Annotated in this window: 19 protein-coding genes and 1 tRNA gene; 8 read left to right on the plus strand and 12 right to left on the minus strand. The window is 56.6% G+C overall.

The genetic code is table 11. The annotated features are described in order from the left end of the window. Window positions 1-11: 11 nt before the first annotated feature. Both OVA03_RS05315 and OVA03_RS05320 read right to left on the minus strand, forming a co-directional pair. Entirely contained in the window at window positions 12-1265 is a 1254-nt protein-coding gene (locus OVA03_RS05315) for a pectate lyase family protein (RefSeq protein ID WP_267527118.1), read from the minus strand. A 241-nt stretch (window positions 1266-1506) separates the two neighbouring features. Next, window positions 1507-1583, minus strand: a tRNA-Arg gene (locus tag OVA03_RS05320). Window positions 1584-1904: 321 nt separating this feature from the next. Here OVA03_RS05320 and OVA03_RS05325 point away from each other — a divergent pair. From OVA03_RS05325 to rpmB, 5 genes are all read left to right on the plus strand, one after another. Then, on the plus strand, window positions 1905-4388 hold the full coding sequence (locus OVA03_RS05325; protein ID WP_267527119.1) for a helicase-related protein: 2484 nt from the start codon (window positions 1905-1907) through the stop codon (window positions 4386-4388). A gap of 71 nt (window positions 4389-4459) precedes the next feature. Next, on the plus strand, window positions 4460-4759 hold the full coding sequence (locus OVA03_RS05330; protein ID WP_267527120.1) for an RNA-binding S4 domain-containing protein: 300 nt from the start codon (window positions 4460-4462) through the stop codon (window positions 4757-4759). 151 nt (window positions 4760-4910) lie between these two features. After that, window positions 4911-5252, plus strand: a complete 342-nt coding sequence (gene fdxA, locus OVA03_RS05335) for a ferredoxin FdxA (protein WP_189488870.1) — start codon at window positions 4911-4913, stop codon at window positions 5250-5252. A gap of 412 nt (window positions 5253-5664) precedes the next feature. Continuing rightward, window positions 5665-6177 (plus strand): CarD family transcriptional regulator, encoded by a 513-nt coding sequence (locus OVA03_RS05340; RefSeq protein WP_267527121.1) that lies wholly within the window; start codon window positions 5665-5667, stop codon window positions 6175-6177. 505 nt (window positions 6178-6682) lie between these two features. Further along, window positions 6683-6979 carry a 50S ribosomal protein L28 gene (gene rpmB / locus OVA03_RS05345; RefSeq protein WP_267527122.1) on the plus strand — a complete coding sequence of 99 codons (297 nt, stop codon included), beginning with the start codon at window positions 6683-6685 and terminating at the stop codon, window positions 6977-6979. 66 nt (window positions 6980-7045) lie between these two features. Here rpmB and OVA03_RS05350 read toward each other — a convergent pair whose 3' ends face one another. From OVA03_RS05350 to cobS, 3 genes are all read right to left on the minus strand, one after another. Then, on the minus strand, window positions 7046-8101 hold the full coding sequence (locus OVA03_RS05350) for an esterase-like activity of phytase family protein (RefSeq protein ID WP_267527123.1): 1056 nt from the start codon (window positions 8099-8101) through the stop codon (window positions 7046-7048). A 30-nt stretch (window positions 8102-8131) separates the two neighbouring features. Continuing rightward, the gene (gene cobT, locus OVA03_RS05355) at window positions 8132-10012 is read right to left on the minus strand and encodes a cobaltochelatase subunit CobT (RefSeq protein ID WP_267527124.1); all 1881 of its coding nucleotides are present in this window, start codon (window positions 10010-10012) and stop codon (window positions 8132-8134) included. Window positions 10013-10176: 164 nt separating this feature from the next. Next, window positions 10177-11169 (minus strand): cobaltochelatase subunit CobS, encoded by a 993-nt coding sequence (cobS, locus tag OVA03_RS05360; RefSeq protein ID WP_267527125.1) that lies wholly within the window; start codon window positions 11167-11169, stop codon window positions 10177-10179. Window positions 11170-11475: 306 nt separating this feature from the next. On the opposite strand from cobS, the gene OVA03_RS05365 reads away from it, so the two are divergent. After that, window positions 11476-13047, plus strand: a complete 1572-nt coding sequence (locus OVA03_RS05365; protein ID WP_267527126.1) for a phospholipid carrier-dependent glycosyltransferase — start codon at window positions 11476-11478, stop codon at window positions 13045-13047. Between the two features lie 54 nt (window positions 13048-13101). Here OVA03_RS05365 and OVA03_RS05370 read toward each other — a convergent pair whose 3' ends face one another. From OVA03_RS05370 to OVA03_RS05395, 6 genes are all read right to left on the minus strand, one after another. Beyond that, window positions 13102-13332, minus strand: a complete 231-nt coding sequence (locus tag OVA03_RS05370; protein WP_267527127.1) for a hypothetical protein — start codon at window positions 13330-13332, stop codon at window positions 13102-13104. 55 nt (window positions 13333-13387) lie between these two features. Continuing rightward, on the minus strand, window positions 13388-14677 hold the full coding sequence (locus OVA03_RS05375; protein ID WP_267527128.1) for a DUF3422 domain-containing protein: 1290 nt from the start codon (window positions 14675-14677) through the stop codon (window positions 13388-13390). A 65-nt stretch (window positions 14678-14742) separates the two neighbouring features. Next, entirely contained in the window at window positions 14743-17337 is a 2595-nt protein-coding gene (locus OVA03_RS05380) for a glycosyl hydrolase 115 family protein (RefSeq protein ID WP_267527129.1), read from the minus strand. Window positions 17338-17375: 38 nt separating this feature from the next. Next, window positions 17376-18191, minus strand: a complete 816-nt coding sequence (locus OVA03_RS05385) for an SGNH/GDSL hydrolase family protein (RefSeq protein WP_267527130.1) — start codon at window positions 18189-18191, stop codon at window positions 17376-17378. Between the two features lie 164 nt (window positions 18192-18355). After that, window positions 18356-20749 carry a glycoside hydrolase family 3 N-terminal domain-containing protein gene (locus tag OVA03_RS05390; RefSeq protein WP_267527131.1) on the minus strand — a complete coding sequence of 798 codons (2394 nt, stop codon included), beginning with the start codon at window positions 20747-20749 and terminating at the stop codon, window positions 18356-18358. 40 nt (window positions 20750-20789) lie between these two features. Beyond that, complete coding sequence (locus OVA03_RS05395; protein ID WP_267527132.1) at window positions 20790-21005, minus strand: hypothetical protein; 216 nt, start codon at window positions 21003-21005, stop codon at window positions 20790-20792. Between the two features lie 418 nt (window positions 21006-21423). Between OVA03_RS05395 and OVA03_RS05400 the strand changes: the two genes are divergently transcribed. Next, window positions 21424-22542 carry an endo-1,4-beta-xylanase gene (locus OVA03_RS05400; RefSeq protein WP_267527133.1) on the plus strand — a complete coding sequence of 373 codons (1119 nt, stop codon included), beginning with the start codon at window positions 21424-21426 and terminating at the stop codon, window positions 22540-22542. Window positions 22543-22593: 51 nt separating this feature from the next. Further along, window positions 22594-24276, plus strand: coding sequence for a glycoside hydrolase family 43 protein (locus tag OVA03_RS05405; protein WP_420710499.1), 1683 nt, complete (start codon window positions 22594-22596; stop codon window positions 24274-24276). Window positions 24277-24387: 111 nt separating this feature from the next. Here the strand turns inward: OVA03_RS05405 and OVA03_RS05410 are convergent, their stop codons facing one another. Then, complete coding sequence (locus OVA03_RS05410; RefSeq protein ID WP_267527135.1) at window positions 24388-25035, minus strand: OmpW/AlkL family protein; 648 nt, start codon at window positions 25033-25035, stop codon at window positions 24388-24390. Window positions 25036-25099: the final 64 nt, after the last annotated feature.

Raw genomic sequence — 25099 nt, forward strand, 5'->3', positions numbered from 1 at the left:
TTTTTTATGCTTTATGCGCGCGTTTGGATCGGGTAGCCCCCGACCTCTTGTTCTGAGTGGATAATCCGGCCCGTACCGGCCCTGGCCTGAGCTATGATACGGGCATCGATGGCATCGCGCCGGTCAGGGCGTGCGCCGCAGGTTGTGTAAACGAAGGCCTCCACCCTTTCCGCCGGTTGCGCCCTCAGTCCGTACGGCCAGAACATCTCCTTTGGCACCGAGCGGATAAAGGCTTTTGGCTTATACGTGTCACCGGTGTCATGTCCGTCGGAACGGGCCTGATAATAGCCAATAATGGGGGCGGATTGGCCATCGGCGTAGGTTGCGATATTATCCGCGGCGTGCAGCCGTAAATCCCCCGTCCCGCCAAAGGTCAGCATGGCAAGGCCCGCGCGCGTATCGGCACCGCCGCGCATGACATTACCTCGTAAGATCATGCCGCCGGACTCAATCACCCGCCCGGCCCATTGATCCTCGACCAGCGTATATTGCACGCACGTATGGCCCGGATTGACGAAGACATTATTGATGACCGCACATTGGCCGCCACCTTTAACCAGCGGATGGCGCTCATTATTATGAGCATAGAGATTGGCGTAAATCAGCACACCGGTCACATTGTCGTGCACCAGGGAACCCATCGAATGGGGGCCTTTGGCGTGGCTGGCGTCATGCAGGGATTCAGCAATCAGGTTATGACTGAAGGTAATGCGGTGTGAGGTGTTGCGACGCCAATCGTCAGGCCCTGCCCCTTCAAAGCGCGGGCCGGACGCCGACAGGGCTTCATCGACCGCCCAGGTAAAGCTACAATGGTCGATGATGACATCATGCCCGCCAACGATGGATAATCCATCCGGCTCAAAACCGCTGCCCTTGGCCATTCCGGCGCTGCCCGGTCGCACAGCGATGTGGCGGATGATGACATCTTGGGTGGCCACGCGCACACCGCCCTTGATCAGGGTGATACCGGGATCAGGGGCGGTTTCGCCCGCCACGGTCACAAATGGCTCACGGATATCGAGCGAGGCCTTATCAAGGTCGATCACGCCGCCAACCGTAAATTCAATGATACGCGGGCCGGTCGCTTCAAGGGCGGCCTTAAGCGAGCCCTCGCCCGATGGATTGAGGTTGGTGACCCGCAAAATCTGTCCGCCATGGCCGCCACGGGTCGAGGTATAGAGGCCAGGCGATGCCCATGCATCTGCGGATGTCCCGATCAATGGCGTAACCGCCAGTCCTGTCAGCAGATAACGCCGATCAATCATGTGGCCCTCTGGATCGGGTTTCAGGATTTTTGGCCAGCCATTTGCTTTTTGATACCGGTGTCATTAACATGCGAAACGCTTATGGCTGAACATGACAAAGAGGGTACTGTTATCTTTTTAGGCTTGGCAAGGTCTAAAATATGGCAGCGGGCTTAAGGTAGTCTTTGACTGGCCGGTTTACAGCGCTGTCATAGCTATGGCTGCTTCGGCAGCAGAAACGGGTCATCACCCGAACCCAAAATGGCGACCCCGGAGGGACTCGAACCCCCGACCTCTGCTTTAGGAAAGCCTTGCTCTATCCGGCTGAGCTACGGGGCCACGCCATGGGGGCTTAGCACAGGCCGGAAGGTTTTGAGAAGCCCGCCCGGCCCTGACCCGCCAAAAATCTGTGGGCGCCCTTATATCTGGACTTTAAAGGCGACTCACGCCAAAAAGAATAAGCACAATTATGGTTAATGGCATTTTGAGCCACCATATATTGTATAGAACAAATCAGGCATCTACGGATGTCACTGATTCGGTCATGATTCGTTTCCATGCTGTTCCGCGCTCTGGTAATGCCTCATTAATCTCATGACAGGTGCCACGCAGACGCACTTTCGCCTTTGCAAAGCCGCATAAGGGCACTACATCCCTATCGTGCCCGATACTTTGTCCCCCGCCCCTGCCTTTTCCGCCCATAAGCCCTATGACGGGCGGTTGGTGGCCGTACTTGGCCCGACCAATACCGGCAAGACCCACTACGCCTTAGAGCGGATGATGGGCCACGCCACCGGCATGATTGGTCTTCCCCTGCGGCTGCTGGCGCGCGAGGTTTATGACCGCGTCGTCAAGGAAAAAGGCGCGCACGCCGTCGCCCTGATCACCGGCGAAGAAAAGATCATCCCTAAACTGCCGTCGTGGTTCATCTGCACGGTTGAAGCCATGCCGCTAGAGCGCAAGGTTGATTTTCTGGCGGTCGATGAAATCCAGCTCTGCGGCGATAGTGAGCGCGGCCATGTGTTCACCGACCGGCTGCTGAACGCGCGCGGGCGCTATGAGACCCTGTTTATGGGTGCCAAGACGGTTGCGCCACTGTTCCGCAACCTGTTCCCCGACGGCGAAATCATGTTCCGTGAACGGCTGTCGCAGCTTTCCTATACCGGCCCGCGCAAGCTGACCCGTCTGCCCAAACGCACGGCCATCGTCGCCTTTTCGACCGAGAAGGTCTACGCCATCGCCGAACTGATCCGGCGTCAGCGCGGCGGCGCGGCAGTCGTGATGGGATCGCTGTCGCCCAAGACCCGCAATGCGCAGGTTGCCCTGTTCCAGTCCGGTCAGGTCGATTTTCTGGTGGCGACTGACGCGATTGGGATGGGCCTGAACATGGACATCGACCATGTGGCTTTCTCCGGTTTGACCAAGTTTGACGGCAAGCGCACCCGCCACCTGTTTGCCCAGGAAGCCGGCCAGATCGCCGGTCGCGCCGGCCGCTTCAAGAACGCCGGCACCTTTGGCGTCACCGGCGACTGCGATGACATGGACGAAGATCTGGTGGCCGCCATTGAAAACCACCGCTTTGACAGCCTGATGGCGGCGCAGTGGCGCAACCGCGACCTTGAGTTTTCGAGCATTGAGGCCCTGCTGCGCAGCCTAACGCGGCCCACGCCCTCACCGTCCCTGATGCTGGCCAAGGAAGCGCTGGACGAAAAGGCCCTGCGCCATCTGGTGCAGATTGACGATATCGCGTTCAAGGTCCGCAACCCCGTGTCCTTGCGCACTCTGTGGGATGTCTGCCAGTTGCCGGATTTTCGCAAAGTCAGTCTGGATGAGCACTTAAAAACCGTCGAATTTCTGTTCTGGTCGCGGATGAGCCCGGACGGTTTTGTGCCGGAAGACTGGTTTGAGGAACAACTAGGTTATCTCGATCGGCTGGACGGCGATATCGACACTCTGGCCGGACGGCTGGCGGGGGTGCGTACCCTCTCCTACATCGCCAACCGGCCCAACTGGCTGAAACATATTGAGTTGTGGCGCGACCGCACCCGCGATCTTGAGGAACGGCTGTCGGACAAACTGCACGAAGGGCTGATGAAGCGCTTTGTCGATGCGCGCACCTCGGCCCTGCTTAAGGTGCTCAATACCGACGATGACCTGAAACCCGAAGTCTCAGCCGACGGTGAGGTGCGCCTTGAAGGGCAACTGGTCGGCACCCTGCGCGGGCTGGAATTTACCGTCACGTCGGGCGAGAGCCTGATTGAGGATAAGACCTTACGGCAAGCCGCCCACCGCGCTATCCGCCCGCTGATTAATGAGCGACTTAAAGCGCTGGCCCATGCCAAATCGAATGAACTGCGTCTGAAAGACAGTGGTGTGATTACCTGGAAGCACCAGCCGGTGGCGCGGCTTGAGCCGTCAGACTGGTTCTCCCCGCGCGTCAGCCTGCTGCAAAGCTTTGATCAGGCCCACCTGACCGAGATTGCGGTGCGCCGCCTGAGCGATTATGTGCGTCAGGTGGCGATGAAAGACTTGAAAGCCCTGAAAGGGGTGCTGGACGCCTCAAAAGACGAAGCCCTGACCGCCCCGGTGCGCGCCATCGCCTATCAGCTTTATGAAAACGGCGGCGTGCTGTTGCGTAACGCCGACACTAAGCTGTCGCCGGAAGATAAGTTGGCTCTACGGGGTCTGCATATCTCCGCCAACCGTTTTGTCTATAGCCTGCCCGACCTAAGCAAACCGAATGCCCGCCGCCTGTTGCAGGCCTTTGGCAAGGCCGCGACCAAAGGTGACCACCCGGCCCGCACCTTAAGCCTGAAAGGTCAGATCGACCTGCCCGGTTATGGTATCATTCCGCTTAAGGTTCTGGACGCCGCCGACAAGGCGATGGACAAAGCTTTGCGGATCAAGGGCGCCGCCTATGTGCGCGATCAGGACATGGCCGCCATTCCCGGCAATGCCCGTCAGCGCGATAAGCTTATGGCCGCACTGGGCTATGCCAAAACCGATACCCGCGAGGTGGCCGACGGCGATACCCGCACCGGCTGGCGGCTTAAGGCTGAGCCTTCGCGCCGCACCCGCACGCCACCTGAGCCGGAATATATCAACCCCTACTCACCGTTTGCGGTGCTGCGGCAGAAGGGCTGACCCGCAGCCCGTTAAGTTGACATTTCGCGCGACGGGACGATGATATCGTTTAGCCCTTTGGAAAGGTTTTAATGCCAACCGATCATCCGCAAACCTGCCGCATTGATGTCTGGCTGTGGCGGGCGCGGTTTTTCAAAACACGGTCGTTAAGCGCCAAATTTTGTGAGACCGGCCATCTGCGCCTGACCCGCCTTAATCACACCCAACGCGTGGATAAGGCCGGGGCCTTCGTTAAGCCTGACGACAGACTGGTGTTTGCTTTGGGCGCGCGGTTGATCGACATAACAGTGATGGATATGGGCGAACGCCGCGGTCCGGCGGCTGAGGCGCAACAGCTATACCGGGTCAACATCTCACCAGACGTTAGCTAACGCACTTGTTTTGCATTCGCATAAAAGCCCGCCGCGTTAGCAAAATTAAACTCAAGGTCACCCAATTCTGCCTTGACAGTTACAGTCCAAAAAAGTCAAGACGACACCTATTCAGATGACTGCTTATTCTTGATGAGGCTAAAATCTTTCGATGACCTATATCGTCACTGACCCCTGCGTAAAGTGCAAGTTCATGGACTGTGTGGAAGTGTGTCCGGTCGACTGCTTCTACGAAGGCGAAAATTTTCTCGTCATCAATCCGGATGAATGCATTGACTGCGGCGTCTGCGAACCTGAATGCCCGGTTGACGCTATCAAGGCCGACACCGAGGATGAGCCCGACGGCAAGTGGCTGGAGATCAACTCCAAATATTCGCGCACCTGGCCGAATATCTCGGTGAAAGGCACCCCGCCGGCCGATCGCGAAGACTTTGAACGCGAAGAGGGCAAGTTCGAGAAATACTTCTCCGAAAAGCCCGGCGACGGCAAATAGCCCTTACGGGCCTGGCGCCGGGGCCTTAATTGAGGCGAAAATAAGACTTAGGATTCAATAAGAATCTTAGAGCCTGTTAATAATTCTTGCCCTCAACGCTTTATTTTTGCGCATTTTTGTGATAGACACATGACTGTTCGTCGGATAGGCGCCCTTTGGCGCTCACGTCCGGCATCATGTATTCACCTCCCCCGCGCCTCTTAAATCCTTTTAAGGACGCTTCATCGACAAAGGTCGGATGGCAGGCTTGTCTTAGTCAGGAATTGGCACATATCCGCATGCTTTTGAGCCTAAAGGCTTTCTGGCAGCGGTTTGTTATGTGCCCGTAGTCTTAGCGTCCCTCACGCTGAGCTAACTTCCTGCATCCTTAAGACAGGCCGACAATTCGCCTCGCACCAGTGAAAGGACCGCAATGTCGAACGCAGCCGCCATTTTTGATTTCAACGTAGGTGATAAGGTCGTTTATCCCGCACACGGCGTAGGCCAGGTCGCGGCCGTAGAGGTTCAGGAAGTCGCTGGCCATTCGCTCGAAGTGTACGTTGTGACCTTCGATCATGAAAAGATGACCCTGCGCGTCCCAACCAAAAAGGCCAAGACAGCCGGCCTGCGTCACCTCGCGGCCGACGCCATCATGTCTCAGGCCCTGACGACCCTTAAGGGCCGCGCCCGCATCAAGCGTACCATGTGGTCACGCCGCGCTCAGGAATACGAAGCCAAGATCAATTCCGGCGATCTGGTCTCCATCGCCGAAGTCGTCCGCGACCTGCACCGTTCGGAAAACCAGCCGGAACAATCCTATTCTGAGCGTCAGCTTTACGAATCGGCTCTGGACCGCATGGCGCGCGAAGTGGCCGCGATTGAAAAAATTGATCGCGATGCTGCCGTTGCCATTCTAAATAAGTCGCTGCAAAAAGTCGCCGCTTAGTCTGACCTTTTAAACGCTTATTTGAAAAACCCCCTGATAGTTTCAGGGGGTTTTTCTTTGCGCTGATTTATGCGCTCGGCCGATTGTGACAGATTTTTAAATAGTACCAATTGATACTACAATAGTTTCATAAAAAACATTATTGCATCGCGGCAAGTTTGTGCTAAAGATGCCCGCAGATACCGAACGTCACTCTTCGATATCTAATCCCCTTGGAGTCAGGCCGCCGCTTCCCCTGCTGGCGGCCTGCCCTTCCAGGCGAGATTTCAACGTTTTCGGATTTTTCGGGTTCGCTCACCCTGAGCGAACTCTTTTTTTTGCCGCGCGCCCTTACGGGCCCAGATACTGGCCCAGATACGGGCACAGAAAACCAACCGCAAACCGGCATGCAAAAATCGCTATTTTTACTTGACCAGATGGCGGGCTTTGCCTATACACCGCACCTCTTGCGTGAGGGAGATATCTCCCGTCGCGCCTAACATTATTTTCGACGAAGGTGAATCCTATGTCGCGTCGCTGCGAACTTACGGGTGTAGGCCCTATGGTTGGCCACTCTGTGAGCCACTCTAACATCAAAACCAAGCGCCGCTTCCTGCCGTCGCTGCGTCAGACTTCGCTTCAATCCGAAGCCCTGAACCAATCCTTCCGCCTGAAGATTTCCAATGCTGCCCTGCGTACGCTGGACTTCCGTGGTGGCCTGGATGCGTTCCTCGTCAAGGCTGACGATGCCGAACTTTCTTTGCGCGCGCGTCGCCTGAAGAAGCAGATCAAGGCAAAGCTGGCGGAAACCGTCGCCGCTTAATAGCTGCGTACGACCTGTTAAAAAAACCCCCGAAGCTTTGCGCTTCGGGGGTTTTTGCATGACCGGCTACTCTTTAAACGCCCAGTCGAAACCCAGCAAAAGGGTATATTCCTCATCCTCTTCGATCGGATCACTGATGAGGTAGAGCCTGTAGCCGCCATCCGTTTGGATGGCCGACACCCCTTCATAATTGGCATAGGGCATGGGCGGAGCAATCGTCAGAAGCTCTCCCTTCGACACCAGCCGCCCGCCTTCAAGGCGCAGATGGGTGAGTTTGGTGCGCGGCCCGGTCCACGGTGTATAAAACCGGTACAGCGCCAGAATATCATCCGGCCGATCGGGCAGCGCGCTAAGCGACACCAGGGCATAGCCAAACCCCGGTGTCTTGGGCCCGCGAATCGTGGCGCAGTTAAAGGTCGACAACGGACACAACCAGAAACCGCCCGATTCGGCCCCAAGCAGTAAGGACGCATCCCCTTGCTTATCTCTGAGCAGGGTCATGGCCTCCAGCCCCTCATTGTCCGGCAAGGACGGCAGGTTTTGCAATGGCACGCGCTCAGCAGCCCCTTTAAATTCTAACGCGCATTTTTTCCCGAAAACCGCTTCACACTTTTCGGAATGCGCTTTGGAACCCTCCGCCCTATAGCGCAGAACCCGCGGCTCGCCCTCAAAGGCGATATAATAATCGCCGGTGCGCTCATCGACCGCCAGGGCTTCGGCATCCGCCAGCACCTTATTGCCCAGCACCTGCCCGTCCGTGCCGCGCAACAACTCAAACGTCAGCGGGCCGCGCCGCTCATGGTTCGCAGGGATCGTAAAGGTCGCAAAACTGCCGGCATCCGACACCGCTTCAACGGTCAGGCCGTCTGGCCCTTGGGTTGCCTTAAGGTCAGACAGGCCGATAAACAGGTCCGTGCCGATCGGCCTCAGCTTATAGCCCATGGCGTAGGTTACAGCATTACCTTCAGCGCCTGCAATCGGCAGGCGCTCGATATCAACAAAGCGTTCCGGGGTATCATAGGGCTGGGGTTTTGGGTTCAGCAGCCCCTTCACCGGCTTGGCGAGAGAGGCATAGGCCGCCAGGCACACAAAGGCCGACACACACACAAAGCTTAACCGCATCACAGGTCCCCAAAATCGATGGCTATAAGATCAGCGCGTCTTCCCTGCGGATTTTGTTTTTTCCTCAAACAACTCTGCCAGTTTTTCAACCAGGGCGCCACCCAGATGCTCAACGTCAATCAGGGTCAGGGCGCGTTTGTAATAGCGTGTGACATCATGGCCGATGCCGATGGCGGCCAACTCAACCCGTCCGGAGGTTTCAATATCGGCAATCATTTTGCGTAAGTGATTCTCAAGGTAATGGCCGTTATTGACGCTTAAGGTGCTGTCATCGACCGGCGCGCCGTCGGATATAACCATCAAAATCTTACGCTGCTCCGGCCGGGCCAGCAGGCGCCCGTACGCCCACTGCAGGGCCTCACCGTCGATGTTTTCCTTTAATAACCCCTCACGCATCATCAGGCCGAGATTCTTATGGGATCGCCGCCACGGATTATCCGCGGCCTTATAGATGATATGACGCAGGTCATTCAGCCGCCCCGGCTGGGCGGGCTTGCCCTCACGGACCCACTTTTCGCGGCTCTGCCCGCCCTTCCAGGTCTTGGTGGTAAAGCCCAAAATCTCGACCTTGACGCCGCAGCGCTCCAGGGTGCGCGCCAGAACATCGGCGCAGACAGCCGCCACCATGATCGGGCGGCCACGCATCGAACCGGAATTATCCAGCAGCAGCGTCACCACCGTATCGCGAAATTCAGTGTCTTTTTCCTGCTTGAACGACAAGGGTGCCGATGGGTCGATAATCACCCGCGTCAGGCGCGAGGCATCCAGCGCCCCTTCTTCGAGATCAAAACTCCATGACCGGCTCTGCTGGGCCAGCAATCGCCGCTGCAAGCGATTGGCCAGACGCGACACCACATTGGACAGATTGGCCAGTTGCTGGTTCAAAAACCCGCGCAGGCGCTCTAACTCTTCGGCGTCGCACAGGTCTTCTGCAGCAATAATCTCGTCATATTCGCGGGTATAGACATCATAGTCTTTGACGATGGGGGCGTCGGTGTTCGGCCCCTGCCCTTCGTGAGCTTCGCCCGCCTCGCCATCAACCTCCTGATCGGATGAGGTCTCCGACATGGATTGCGGATCGCCGTCCATCTGGGTGTAATCGTCCTGCCCCTCGGCGGCCTGTTCCTGACCGGCGGCATCCTGATCGTCCTGATCGGGCTTGGCCTGATCGTCGTCCTCGGTATCGGCTTGCGGTTCGTTTTCGGCGGAATCGTCCTGACTGTCCGGCCCCTCTTCTTCCTGCCCGTCGTCGTTCTTTTCGTCCTGCGCATCCTGACTGTCATCAACCAGATCGAGCGCCTTAAGGATATCGCGGGCCTTTTGGGTAAAGGCTTTCTGGTCGCCTAAAACCTCAGTCAGTTCCCCCAGCCGGTTCCCCAGCTTGGCCTCCAGTTCGTCGCGGAACAGATTGACGACCCGCTGAGCTGACGCCGGCACCGGATCGCCCGTCACAGCCTCACGCGCGATCAGGCCCATGACATCGGCCAGATTAAGGTCAGATTTCTCTTCCTTGCGCGTCAGGCCACTTTTCTCAAGATCGCCCTCTAAGGCCGCCCGCAGGTTCAGGCGCACCCCGCCCATAGCGCGCGCCCCCAAGGCTTCGAGTCGCGCCTGCTCCAGCGCATCAAACACTTCCCCGGATCGCTCATCCAGTGGACGGGCGCGGGCATGAACCGGTTCATCGTGATGGGCGATTTTCAGCGCCATGCGGTCGGCGACACCGCGCACTTGTGCTGCCGCCCTTGGGGCCAGATCGCGCGGCGGATTAGGCAAAATCAGGCGGTTGCCATCCCGGCGCGGGCCATCAGGGCCGAACACGACCTCAAGCTCAGAATCCTCCGCCAGAGCGCGAGTGGAATGCACCAGCGCTTTGCGGAACGGATCAGACAGGACGGTAGGCTTTTGCGCCATCGGGGAATTATCGCCTCTTCTCCTCCCCTGTTTACGGGGGAGGTGGATTTGAGACCGCAGGTCTCGAAGACGGAGGGGGCAATCACCGCTGACATGCCCCCTCCGTCATCTGCGGTTCTAAAGAACCTTGATGACACCTCCCCCGTAAACAGGGGAGGAGAAAATTAAATGACCTTAACTTTCAGCGCGCTTTCCTTCACATCCGTGCCAAACGCACGCTGATAGAACTCAGCCAACGTCGGGCGCTCAAGCTCATCGGTCTTGTTCAGGAAGGTCAGACGGAAGGCCACTTCCGGGTCATTGCCAAAGATGATCGTGTTCTGCGCCCAGGTAATGACCGTCCGCGGCGACATGACCGTTGAGATATCACCATTGGCAAAGGCCGAGCGGGTCATGTCGGCCACCCGCACCATCGCTTCGATCAGCGGACGGCGCTCAGCCGTGTCAAACTCCGGCAGCTTGGCCAGAACAATCGCGACCTCGGCCTCGTGGCTAAGGTAATTGAGCGTGGTCACGATCGACCAGCGGTCCATCTGGCCCTGATTGATCTGCTGAGTGCCGTGATAGAGGCCCGATGTGTCCCCCAGACCAATGGTATTGGTGGTCGAAAACAGGCGGAAATAGGGGTTCGGGCGGATGACTTTGTTTTGATCCAGCAGGGTCAAACGCCCTTGCGCCTCAAGCACACGCTGAATGACGAACATCACATCGGGACGACCGGCGTCATATTCATCGAACAACAAGGCCACCGGCCGTTGCAGCGACCACGGCAGAACGCCTTCTTTGAACTCCGTCACCTGCTGGCCGTCTTTAAGGACAATGGCGTCCTTACCGATCAGGTCGATTCGCGACACATGGCTATCGAGGTTGATCCGCACCATCGGCCAGTTAAGACGGGCGGCCACCTGTTCGATGTGGGTCGATTTACCCGTACCGTGAAAGCCCTGCACCATCACCCGGCGATCATAGGCAAAGCCCGCACAGATGGCCAGCGTCGTCTGCGGGTCGAACTGATAGGTCGGGTCGATCTCCGGCACATGCTCATCGCGGTGGGAAAACGCCGGCACCTTCATGTCCGAATCGACGCCGAACAGCTCACGCGCGCTGACGGTGATATCCGGCGTCAGGGACAAGAGCGGATCGTTGAGTTCAGACATATTAAAACTTTCGGTAAAACAACGGCGGGATCACCCGGAATATGGGTTTTCAGCTAAGACTTTACATGACCTGAGACAACCTAAAAATTCAATCGTCAGAGGATTTTTTGCCGCGTTTTAGTTGCCCTCGCCGGGCGGCGGCATCCGCCGCCTTGCCAGACATCTTGGGCCACCGCCGCAATGGCGGCTGAGCGGAACCTAAAAAAGCAAAATCATTCCGCTCAAGCACCCCCTGTCATCAATCCTTTTGACAGAGACGGTAATTGCCGTAAGAAACCTTGAACTATCCGCCCAACATTGAAGATTATGACCGCCCTCACCGACCTGCGCCACAAACTTAGCTTGCTGCTCGACCATCCGGCCCTGTCGTGGCTGAAAGGCGAAAGCGCGCGCCGGGATGTCTGTGGATTGGCAATCGTTTTGGTGGCGTGCCTGACCTTTCTGCATAACCTCAATGACCCCAACAAAGCCTTCTGGGATGAGGTCTATTATGTCACGGCGACCGAACGCTATCAGGAAGGCGTCGCATCATACGCTTCGCACCCGCCGCTGGGGCTGATGCTAATCGCCGCCGGTGAAGCGATTGCGGGTAAGAACGACAAGATCGATACCCATCCGCTGGCCCTGACCAAAAAAACCCAGAAAGAAACCCCTCTGCCGGACGGCTACAACTTCTACGGGGCGCGGCTGATGTCGGCCCTGTTTGGGGTTATGGGCGCGTTTGTGTTTTACATGATCATGCTGACCTTCTGGAACCGGGCGCTCACGGCGTTTGCGTTCAGCCTGATCTATGCGCTTGAAAACGCTTATATTGTCCATTTTCGCGCCGCCATGCTCGACAGCTTTCAGTATGTATTCGTCATGGCTGCCGTGTGGGTCTTTCTGCAATTATTCCTGAAACGCATCAAAAAACCAGCCCTGTGGTACGCAAGCTTTGGGACGCTGATCGGCCTTGCGGTCATGGTCAAGGTCAATGTGGTAGTCTTTGCGGCCCTTGGCGGGTTCCTGATCGTGCGCGATGCATGGGATAACCGAACGGCCCTCAAAGCCTATATACCGCGTGCAATCAAAGCCTCGGCTCTGATGGCAACGACCTTTGTGGCTGTGATCGCGGCGGTCTGTACCCTGCATGTTCTGGTCAATCCCAACAATCCCCACCCGGAAAGTGCCGCCGGTAATTTCGACCGCCAGCACATGCCGCAGTCTTATCAGGACTATCTGGCCGGTGAGCGCCCCTTGTCGTCGCAGATCGTCTGGGATGCCACGCGCGGCTATTACAGCTTTATGAACAATGACTTCACCCATATTGTGAAGACCGAACCCAATGCCTCCACGCCCATCCTGTGGCCGCTGATGGCCAAAGCCATCACCTATCGCTGGGATTCCAGCAAGGGCATCACCTCCTACGTTCAGATGATCGGCAATGTCGCCCAATGGCTGACGGCGTTCGCGGCCCTATGGGTGGCGCTGGTGATGATTATGCGCCGCCTGAGCGGCACCAGCCGTTATCTCAAAGGTCGCGAATTCTCCCGCGACATGAACCTACTGATGGCGCTAATGGCCATGTACGCGGTGTTTATGGGCGTACACATGTACCTCGGCACCAAGCGGGTCATGTATATCCACCACTATATCCCGGCGCTGGCGCTTAGTTACTTCATTCTGGCGCTGGTGGTCAAAATCGGCTTTCAGCGCTTTAAGGTCGCTGTCAAATGGCAGGCCGCAGGCATAGCCGCCATGTTATGCGTGTTCCTGGTCAGCTTTGCCTTCTACAGCCCCCTGACCTTCCACAAACCATTGACGCTAAAACAATGCGAGGCGCGCAACGTCCCCCTGAAGGTCGTCAACTGCCATGTCCCGAAAAAGCCTGTAAAATAGCTTTTTTGTCGCGCATCTAATTCCAAAAACCGCCTTACACTTTTTGGGATGCGCTTAGGCCGCAAACACAACCGTAACGCCGCGCTTTTTAAAGAACGCCTGCATCAGCTTACGGCCCTGACGGTTGTTTTGCGCCAAACGGACGGGTTCAAAGGTCGCTTCCTTAACGCCTTCGCGAGCCATAGCGGCCTTCAACGCCACGATATGTTCTTCCAGTCCCGCATTGTCAGCGATCAGCGAGGCATAGATGTTCTCGATCGCGTCGTTCAGGCTCAGGTCGGTCATAAAAGGCTCCGTTATCTCACAGTAAGCGCCGCTCTTACCTCAAGCCGTCAGGTTTTTAAAGGTCATCGTGCGAAATGGCCTTCTTTTTGTGATAGATGAAGCCCCAGGCCAGCGCCAGAATGACCACAATGATCCCGGCATTCAGCCATGCCGCCTGCGGGCCATGCCCCACTACCGGCTCCAGCAGGTACTTGACCAGATGGAAAATGTAGTAGCTGACGGCAAAGACTGACAAGCCTTCGACCAGTCCCTGCATCTTGATCTGCAAAGCCGAGCGCAGGTTCATGCTTTTGAGCAGATCCTGATTTTGCAAATCAAGGCCAATGCTGATCTTGGCGCGCAAAAGGTCTGAGGCGCGGGCGATGCGCGTGGATAAGTCATCCAACCGCCGGAACGCCGCCTCACAGGTGCGCATGGCCGGCGTCAGGCGGCGCTCGATAAATTCCTGCATGGTCGAAAAGCCCTCTACCCGCTGTTCACGCAAAGCACCGAGCCGGTCCATAGTCAGGCGGTAATAGGCTTCGGTCGCCCCTTGCCGAAAGCGCACCTCATTGACGCGGGTTTCAACCTCCGCCGACAGGGCCAGAAGCTGATCCAGAATATCGGCGCGTGAGGGCTGGTCAGCCGCCATATCGGCGGTAATGCGCGCCAGCCGCGCCTCGGCTTCCGGCAGCCAGGCAAACAGCGCCCGCGCCACTGGAAAGCCCAGCAGCGCCAGTTTACGGTAGTTGCCTATCTCCAAAAGAGTTTGCAGCAGGCGCGACAGTTCGTCGTTTTTCAGCCCCTTGTCCTGCACGTAGATGCGTCCGGCACCTGGTTCGCCTGCCTTGGGGTGCAGCCGAAAATCGCTCCAGATGCGGGCCGCCCCACCGAACACGTCGCAGCACACGGCCTGCTGCAAGCCGATGAATTGGTTAAGATGTTCGGGCTTAGGGGCATGGGGCAGGACCGCGATTTCGACGCTGCGGAACACCTCCCCCGCCGCCCCCTCAAGCCACGCGAAATCGGCCGCAGCAATGGCATCAAAGCCCAGACTGGAACGGCCATAGGCTTTGGGTGTGTCATGGCTGAATTTCAGCCAGGTCGAAAACTCGCCGTGGCGCTCCCACATCGCCCCGCTGGTATCATCTGTAACCACCAACCTCCAACGTTCCGCCGCCCCTGAACCGTCGGCATCAAGAGCGTCAATCCATGCGGTTTCAGCGGCGCGGGCCGACGGCGGCACCAGATAGACCCACGACCGCAGCGTGACCGGCGCGCGCGTGACCGGGATTTCCCGTTCGTGCATCAGGTCACTTAGGGGCTGACGCAAGGGGTGGTCATCGGATGTGATCGGGCTTGGCATGGCTGACCTTTCTCAAGAGGTTCTTAATTGCGGATATAACGCCGTTCGCCGCAAATGTCCGAAAGTTATCTGGCCGTTTGGCTTTCGGGCGGTCCTAAATAAGTCGGCTTCAAACCACCGGTATCGAGCACCAGCTTTTGCAGCACGACATTGCCATCTATCCGCCAGAACTTCAGCGTATGCGCCCCGACCTTGAGCCCGCTAAGCGGCACCTTGACCACATGGGCATTATCAGACACCGCCTTATTCCAGTCCGGCTGATCGGGGATGAGGTCAAAGCTTTGCACCATAACCGGCCCGTCATCGACGGAGATACCGAACTTCAGGCCGCCCTGCCCGCCTGTATCCAGCGTTGGCACCAGATAGATATGAAATTGCGCATCGGCATCCTTAGTCAGGGTCAGATCGTATTCGAGGCGCATCCCTGTTTTCGGATCAGACGAAGGCGCGTTCTGAGGCATGGCGATCACTGATGATAGAGTGCGCCCAAGATGCGGAATGATCGTCCATTTGACGCCCTTTCCATCGACTTTGCGGGCGAAATGCTCGGCCTCGATTGAGACGTAACCATCTTCTTCTATAAATGGCTGACCAGAATAAGGGAAAGGCCCCCAGCCCTCGTGGAGGACATCGGCAGGGCTAACAGCGGCTCTTCCCGTTGCCGTTTTAGCATTAATATCAACCACTTTAGGCATTACGTTTTGTTCTGGTTGCTGCCACCCCGTGTAACCGATGCGCGTTTGCGACATCATGTGGTTCCATTTCCCGTTGGCAACCTTGTGATAAGCATCACTTATCCATTGGTCGGTTTCAAAAGCAGCCTTGGCTTCTTCCGCAAATTCTATGGCCAGAGGATCATTAAATCCTGCATAGTAACGGTTTAGAGCTACGCTTTCATACAACCGATAAATATTAAAGCCCGCTAATACAGGGTGCCTTACTAACTGAAAAAAGGCATCGTCATAAATAGCTTTGATATCCTTTTCGACATCTGAGACATTGCTGATCAGTCCAGAATACTCCGCGGTAACGCTTCCCCACTCGTAGTAGTTTTCCAGATTGAAGGTGGCTTCATTCAATAATTCCGGTTTTCGACGCGCATTGTACTGACTGTATTCGGTCAGGATTTTACCGACACGTACACTATATTTCTTTCCAAACTGTTGGGCGGCCCAGCGTTCGGGATAAGCCTTTAACGCTTCAGGTGTCATGGCTTGGGGGTTCCAGGCCATGTCCATGAAGAACGACAGCGGATATTCCATCGGCTTGATATCACCGACATTGACGATCCATAGTTGATCGGCCCCTGAGGCATAGGCCAGATCCATCTGCTGCCAGACCTTTTCGATCTGGTTGGTATTGAGCCATTTATAGTTTCGCGGCCCGCCGACATAATCGAAGTGATAGTAGACGCCGTACCCACCCGTGCGGTTTTTATCCTTGGTCGGCAATCTCCTTATCTGCCCCCAGTTATCATCGGCAAACAGAAGGATGACATCGTCCGGCACGGTCATGCCCTGATCGTAATAGTCCTGCACTTCCTTATACAGCGCCCAGACCTGCGGCGTCTCAGACGCCGGTTTGCCGGTAACGTCAGCAATGATTTTGCGCTGATCGGCGACAATGGTTTCCAGCAGTTGTGTGGCCGTGCCTTCGGTCATGGCTTCGTCGCCGTCACCGCGCATCCCCAAGGTTATTATGTTGTCGCGCAGGCTCCCATCCGGCCTCTGAATACGTTCAATACCCCCACGCCAAAACGTGCGCAGGTTGGCGGCATTAGTGTTGTAATCCCACTTGCCGCCGGTGACGCCCTTGTCCTTATTGCGGTGCCATTCGTCGTGGGCGCGGGCCATAGGTTCATGGTGAGAGGTGCCAATGATCACGCCCATCTCATCGGCCAGCACCGTGTTTTGCGGGTCGTCGTCGTTAAACGCCTTACCCCACATGGCCGGCCACAGATAATTGCCTTTCAGCCGCAGGTTCAGCTCAAACACATGCTCATAAAGCTTTGAATTAATGCCGCCGAACTTTTCGCGCGCCCAGTTGCCAAAGGCCGGTTCTTCGTCATTGATGAAAAAGCCGCGATACTTGACCTTGGGTTGGTCGTGCACCGCGCCCGCCGTCACATAGACATCCGTCTTTTGCACAACCGGTACATCGGCCCACCAGTACCACGGCGACACGCCGATTTTTGCCGACAGATCATAGGTGCCAAAGATCGCCCCGCGCCGGTCAGATCCCGCGATCACCAGCGCTTGTTTGACACCCGGCATGGGATTATCAACCACGGTTTGGGTATAGGCTTCCCACTGGTCGCGCACTTTATCAACATTGATTTTCTTATCGGCAACCAGCTTGTCAATGACAGGACTTTGGCCGATCACCCCGATGATCACCACTGGCGCGTTAGCGGTTGATATGTCGCCAATCAACGCCGCCGGTTTGCCACCAACCCGCTCAAGGTCAGCCCTGAAATCATCCGCTGCACGACGCACCGCGCTATCAGCCCCGGAATCAACATAGACGGTCATGTGTTGTCCGCCGCGGATCAGATTGAAACTGCCCTTTGCGCCCTGCTCACAAACACTGACCGGCGTCTCACACGCCAGCGCCGCCCACGGCAGCATCAGTAATCCCACCGCGATTAAGACCGCTTTCATGACCTCTTCCCTGTATTTTTTTAGCTGCGCTCACAGGCTCAGCTTTTCAAAGCCTTATTTATCGCCGCCATAGCCACCGGCGCCATCGCCAGGTATCCGGCCCGGTTAGGATGCACGCCGTCCAGCGCCAGATCAGATTTAAAGCCATTTTGGCCATTATTCAGCACCGGCCAGTAATCGGCATAGACAGCGCGCTGAGAGGCCGCATAATCTTTGAGCCAGCTATTGAGTTTGAGGATTTTATCGGTCGGATTGCCGCCCCCTTTTCGCCACGGAAACTCGGTCGCGGGCAGGACGGAGGCGATTACGACCTTGATGTTATTGGCCTTGGCGATCGAACACATGGCGCTGATGTTGCCGGTTGTGGCCGCCGGATCGTAAAGTCCGTCATTTTCCGCGATATCGTTAGTGCCCGCCAGAATGTGCACGACCTTGGGCTTAAGCGCGACCACATCTGGCCAGAAGCGCACCAGCATCTGGGCCGTTGTTTGCCCGCCAATGCCGCGACCGACATAGCCGTTGGGCAGGAAAAATTCAGGCTGATAACCAAACGCGGCCCAGTTATCGGTCAGGGAATCGCCCATAAAGACAACCCGCCGCTGAGCCGCAGGCATGGCGCTACTTACGATGTTGGCGGTACGGTAACGTCCGAGATTAGGCCAGTCAGTCACGGGCTTACATACCGGCGTGACGACCCGCGCGCGCGCAGGCTCGGTCACCGTCAGATCCGTTACCGGCGGTTGCGGTACGTGGGTTTGCGGTGTCGCTATCGATTGCGCCATCGCTGTGCTGCCGATAGCCGCCCCGCCGGTTACAAGCCCCGCCAGCAAGCCGCGTCGTTTCAATTGTATCATGGCAATTCCCCCAATAGTCTTTCGCCCATCAGATAAGCGCAGGCGGACGGGTTTGTACAGAACCCGCCCGCCCATAATTATTTCGCTCACGCCCGAAGAATGGGCTCCGCGGGGGCTTTGAGCCATCGCCGACGCCCGGTCGGGCGCTTGCGCAAGCGCTAGGGTTAAGCCACCGTCAGGGTCGTTTTCTTTAAGTCGACACTGTTGGGGCCGGCCATGATGGTGAAGGTGCCGGGCTCAACCACCCGCTTCATCTCCATGTTGTAGAACTCAAGATCATGGGTGGTGATCTCAAAGCTGACGGTCGTCTTGGCACCGGGCTCCAAGGTCACGCGTTTAAAGTGCTTAAGCTCCAGCACCGGACGGGTGATCGATGAGAAATCGTCACGGATATAGAGTTGTACGACCTCATCACCCTTACGGCTGCCGGTATTGGTGACGTCAATTTCGACACGCACACTATCGGTCGCCGCAATCGTTGATTTGGCCAGACGCGGCTCGGAGATATCGAACGTCGTATAGCTGAGGCCAAAACCGAACGGATAGAGCGGCTTTGTGGTGTCATCCAGGAAACCGCGGCGGGCGGTCGGCTTATGGTTGTAGTAGATCGGCAACTGACCGGCATGACGCGCAAAGGTGACCGGCAGCTTGCCGCCCGGATTGGCGCGTCCGAACAACAGATCAGCGGCGGCATGGCCGGTTTCCTGACCCAGATACCAGCCCTCAATAATGGCGTCAGCCCGCTCTTGCAGCAGATTGATCGACAGCGGACGGCCATTGAGCAGGAAAACTACGGTGGGCTTATTCAGATCAAAGATCGCCTTGGCCAGATCGTTTTGCTGCCCCATCAGATCGAGGCTGGAACGGTCCCCAAGATGGTTGTCGGCCCAGGCCTCGCGTGAGGTTTGCTCATTGTCACCCAGCACCATGATGATGGTGTCGGCTGATTTGGCGGCCTCAACCGCTTCGGCAATCAGCTTGGCATTGACGGCGGGATCAATGAACTTGACCTCATCGGCAGACCACTCACGCTTTTCCGTAATGCGGACGGCCTCAGAATAGGCGACCTCAAAGCCCTGCTTCTTGCCTTCGGACTGCAAGCCTTCCAGTACCGACACCACATGACGCGGGATTTCAGAATAGCCACCGATCGGCGTGTCGCGGGCGTGGGTGCCGAGCACCAGCACCTTACCCACCTTTTTGGCATCGAGCGGCAGCAGGGCCTTATCGTTTTTCAGCAGCACCGCCGACTTGACCGCCGCTTCACGGGCAAGCGCAATGGCTTCCGGCGTCGCCGTCAGTTTGGCCGCTTGCTTGGCATCAACATAAGGCGCTTCGAACAGACCGCCCTGGAACTTGAGCGTCAGGATGCGGCGGACAATAACATCAATCTCATCCTGCGAGATGCGGCCATCCTTCACCAGTTGAATGACGTTGGGATAGGTCTGGGTGTCAGGCGTTTCAATATCGACGCCCGCTTTAACGGCCTTAAAGGCGGCTTCGACATCATTGGGGACCAGCTTGTGACGGGTGACCATTTCGCGGATGGCGAAGTAATCCGACACCAGCACGCCCTTAAAGCCCCACTCCCCGCGCAGGATGGTGACCAGCAACCAGGTATTGGCATGGGACGGTACGCCGTCGATTTCATTATAGGACGGCATGACCGCCGCGATATTGGTTTCCTTGACGATCTTTTCAAACGGCGGGAAGAAGTCTTCGCGTAGGATACGTTCGGAAATATTGGCTGGCCCGACATTGGTGCCGTTTTCCGGCTGACCGTGGCCCGTCATGTGCTTAAGTGTCGCAAACACCTTATCCTTAGCCAGCGGCAGGGTGTCGCCCTGAAAGCCCAGCACAGCCGCCTTACCCATCACGCCGCAGACATGAGGGTCTTCGCCGTAGGTTTCCTCAATCCGGCCCCAGCGCGGCTCACGCGCCACATCGACCACCGGCGCCAGCGCCAGATTGGTACCGCGTGCGCGCATTTCCTTGGCGCAGACCGAGAAAATCTTTTGGGCCAGATCGGGATCGAACGATGACGCCAGCGCAATGGCCTGCGGAAATGAGGTCGATTCCCGCGCCACATAGCCGTGCAGGCTTTCTTCGTGCAGGAACAGCGGGATACCCAGACGGGTCTTTTCAATCGCCCATTTTTGGGCAGCATTACAATAGTTGGCCGTTTCCAGCGGGTTGCGGTTGACGACCCCGGCCTCAGCCCCGGCATTGCCGGAGGTGGGCTTCACCCCAACGCGGTCGCTGGGGCGGGCGATCATGCCGATACCATTGGGGAAGGTCTCAGACGCTTTTTTCGGATCAAACTCACCGGCGTCGGTCTGGATCTTGCCCTTTTCCTGCCAGATGCACATCATCTGACCGACCTTTTCCTCCAGAGTCATCCGCCCGAGCAGATCATTGACGCGCGCATCAACGGCGGCCTTGGGGTCTCTGTAGATGGCCTTGCCGCCACTTTGCGCCGCAGCGTGGGTGGCCGCTGACACCATAAGCGCCACGGTGGACGCCCCGAAAAGCCGGCGTGACATACTAATCTTAGACATTATTTCTTCCCTTTTAGTTATTGAAGTTGATAGCTTAAATTCAGGCCAGTTGAGACATCACCTCAACCGGCACCTCCATCGCGCAGTTGGCGCGGATGAAATCCTCATGGGTCGGCATGTCGTCGCTCGATTTGCGGATCGCGCCCTCGATTTGGAACCCCTCATAAACAGGTGTCGTCATCCACCCCGACGCACCGCCACAGATGACAAGTTGAGGAATGGGGGCCGCATTCATGCGCCCCACGGTCAGAGGCATAGCATTTTCAAACACTTTCCAACTTCCCAGACTACAGTTTCCATTCATCCCATTTTTGGGATTTTATATTACAATTGGTATATTTGTATGATGTCAGTATAGTTCATATGAAGATACCTCTGCCTGACAGTATTAGCTTTTATATTTACACGACTTTTTCAGATTTCAAAGCTGAGCCACAACCTTGACATAGCAAATATCCTAACTTAAAAAAAGCCTCAATGATAGCGCTAACAAGCCATTTTTTGACAGGGAATACTAACATGAGAATTTCTAAAGGCCGTCATGACGGTACATCAGCCATGCTTGTTGGGAAGCCTCTCTGCGCTTGCCATATCCGTGCTGATCGCCTGGGCGTCAACACTAACTCAGCGTTTGGTGCACCCTTTTTATCGTAACCTGTTTCAAGGAGTGCCAGATGTCCTCGATGTCTCGTCGTCACGCGCTTGGTCTCATGACCGCCGCCGCAGCCCTGCCGACATCGCTGTCGGCGCAAACGACCCCGTCACTGGCTGAGCTTGCCAAGGCCAAAGGCATTTTGTTCGGTTCCGCCGTAGGTGCTGGCAACGCCAATGCCCTGACGGGATCGTTTTACGATCAGAAATACCTCGATATTCTCAAACGCGAGTGCGCGGTTCTGGTGCCGGAAAACGAGCACAAGATCTATGTGATCGCCGCCCAGCCGGATAAATATAATTTCGAGCCCGGCGACCGGATCGCGGCCTTTGCCAAACAAAACGGCATGAAGTTGCGCGGCCATACCCTGTTCTGGAACCGCGTCGAGTTTATGCCGCAGTGGGTTAAGGACTATGATTTTGGGCCAAACCCGAAGAAAGAGGCCGAACGCTTCCTGCGCGACTATATCAAAGCCGTCTGTGATCACTACGGCACCTCCGTCCATTCCTGGGATGTGGTCAATGAGACCATCGACCCCAAGACCGGCGAAATCCGCGAAACGCCCTTTACGAAGATACTGGGCCCGGACGCTCTGCGCATCGCCTTTGAGGCGGCCAGGGAGCACGCCCCCCACGCCCAACTGGTCTATAATGACTATATGAGCTGGGAAAAGGGCAACGAAACCCACCGCAATGGGGTGTTGAAGCTGCTGCGCTGGCTCCGCGATCAGAACATTACCGTGCACGGCATGGGCATCCAGAGCCATATCGGCAATGACGGCCACATCGATCAGGTGCAGGACAAGGACTGGAAAGCCTTTGTTGATGAGATCGTGGGCATGGATTATGACCTTTTGATCACCGAATTCGATGTCAACGACAAAGACCTGCCGACCGATCCGAAGGTGCGCGACGCCGCTATTGCCAAGGCCGCCACGCGCTATCTCGATATGATGCTCGACTACAAGCAGCTTAAGGAATTTCTATGCTGGGGCATGTGCGACAAATACACCTGGCTGCAAGGCTGGACGCCGCGGGCCGATAAGACCCTGCAACGCTCAACCCCTTACGATGTCGATTATAAGCCGAAACTACTGCGCGAAGCCTTGGCAACATCGTTCAAAAACGCGCCACAAAGGTAAAAACCGCGCTATAATCTTAAAATAACAGTCGAATACAGGTGAGGAAATATGATGACGTTAAACCTGCGCAGCCTAACCGTGTCGGCGGTCGCTATTTTATGTGGTGCCACCTCCGCACTGGCGGGCGATGCCCGCTTTGCGTTCTTTGAATATTCCGGTACCCGGCAGGAAAGCGCCATCGCCAAGCCGGCGGTCAATGAATATATCAACCCGATCCTGTCCGGTTATTATCCTGACCCCAGCATCACGCGGGTGGGTGACGACTATTATCTGGTCAATTCATCCTTTGCGCACTATCCGGGCCTGCCGGTGTTTCACTCAAAAGATCTGGTTAACTGGACGCAGATCGCCAATGCCATTAATCGTCCATCCCAGTTAAATTTCGATAATCTGGGGACCTCGCGCGGGGTGTTTGCGCCGGATATTTCGCACCATGACGGCACATTTTACATCGTCAACACCTGCGTCGATTGCGGTGGCAATTTCGTCATAACCGCCACTGATCCCAAAGGGCCGTGGTCAGAGCCGGTGTGGTTCGAATTCGAGGGCATCGACCCGTCGATATTCTGGGACAAAGACGGCAAGGCCTATATCGTTAATAATGGCGCGCCGAATGAGCCGCCGCGCTATGACGGCCACCGCGCCATCTGGGTGCAGGAATTTGATCCCAAGACCCTGAAAATGGTCGGCCCGCGCACCCAGATCGTCAATGGCGGGGTCGACATCACTCAAAAGCCGTCATGGATCGAAGGCCCGCACCTGATCAACAAAGATGGCTATTACTACCTGACCGCGGCCGAAGGCGGCACCGGCGACCAGCACTCTCAGGTCGTGTTCCGCGCCCCGGCCATAACCGGCCCGTTCGTACCGTTTGAGGGCAATCCGATCCTCAGCCAGCGTACGCTTGATCCGGCCCGCGCAAATCCGGTTACTTCCGCCGGTCATGCCAAACTGGTGCAGACCCAGAACGGCGACTGGTGGGCGACCTTTCTGGCCACCCGCCCCTACGGCCCCGACCTCTATAATATAGGTCGTGAGACGTTCCTGCTGCCCGTGAAATGGGAAAATGGCTGGCCGATGATCCTTGAGGGCGGCAAGCGCATCCCGTTCACCGCTGCCAAACCGAACCTGCCTGCGGGGCCAAAGCCCGCCGTGCCAATGAACGGTGATTTTGGCTATAAGGATGAGTTTGACGCGCTGTCGATGGCCTGGGTCGGTATCCGCACCCCGCGTACCGAGTTCTATACCCTCGACAAAGGCGAACTAATCCTAAAGCCCCAGACCGAGGCCATTGGCGACAAAAAGGGCGCGCCGTCATTCCTGGGCCGCCGCCAGCAGCACCACATCGCCACTGTCACCACCGCCGTGACCTACATGCCGGAAAAGGACGGCGACCGGGCAGGCCTTTTGGCCACCCAGAGCGACGACGCCTATCTGTTCTTCGGCCTGACCCAAATGGCCGGGCAGACCGTGATCGCGCTCAATATCCGCCAAAATGCCAATGATCCGGTCGCGGGTAAACGTCTGATTATGGCGCAGATACCGCATAAGGCCAAAAGCCCGGTTTATTTGAAAATCACAGCCAATGGCGGCACGTTTGACCTCGCCTACGCCCTGAAAAAAGGGGAATGGGTGACGATCAGAAAGGGTCTGGACGCCACATTCCTGAGCACGCGTAAGGCGGGCGGGTTCGTGGGCACCCTGATCGGCCCCTATAACGAAGCCGCGAAATAATAAAAAAGAGGGCAATATGAAGCCGCTCATTAACCGGAAAAAATAAAAGGGCTGGCTCCACAACCCATGAAAGGAGCCAGCCCTTGCCGCCTGCGGCTTCGATAGAGAGGTTCAAAACCGGTAAGCGGCCCCGACGGAGACGACCCAAGGGTCGAGGGTCACGCCGGATTTCAGCGCGCCAGAATTGATATCGGCGTCGGTTTCAAAAAACACCTTCTTGGCATCAAAATTCAATGCCCATTTGCCTTTTAACGCGACGTCCACACCGGCCTGTACCGCCGTGCCGAACCCGTTGTCCAGATCGACCTTAAAACCGTTTTTGTCCTTGCCTTCGTAAAAGATCATGGCATTCACACCGGCACCAACATAGGGGCTGACGCGGCCCTTGGGGTTAAAGTGATACTGTACTGTCACCACCGGCGGCAGCACCCAGGTTTCATGAACCGCCACATCGGTGCCCGCCCCCACGGCCTTGATTTTGTGCTTTGAAGTGCCCAAAATCCCTTCAACCGCAATGTGATCGGTAAAGAAATAGGTGAAACCCAGGGTCGGTACGGTTGAATTGCCGACCTCAACATCCAGGCCGGAGTCAGCACCTGCCGCGGTTTTGATATCGCCACTTTCGTCGGGCGCCACGGTGGTCAGGCGGGTTGTGACAATGAACTGCCCCTTGGATTTAGGGGTAAAATCCTGAGCTTGCGAGGCTCCTGCCAACAGCAGCAAAACCCCGGTCAGACCGAATACATAAGCATTTTTCATAAAACATCTCCTGTATGAGAAAACAGAAGACCTTATTATTTATGTGGGATTGAAATGTATCCTG

It is taken from the genome of Asticcacaulis sp. SL142 (genome assembly GCF_026625745.1).
Taxonomy (GTDB): domain Bacteria; phylum Pseudomonadota; class Alphaproteobacteria; order Caulobacterales; family Caulobacteraceae; genus Asticcacaulis.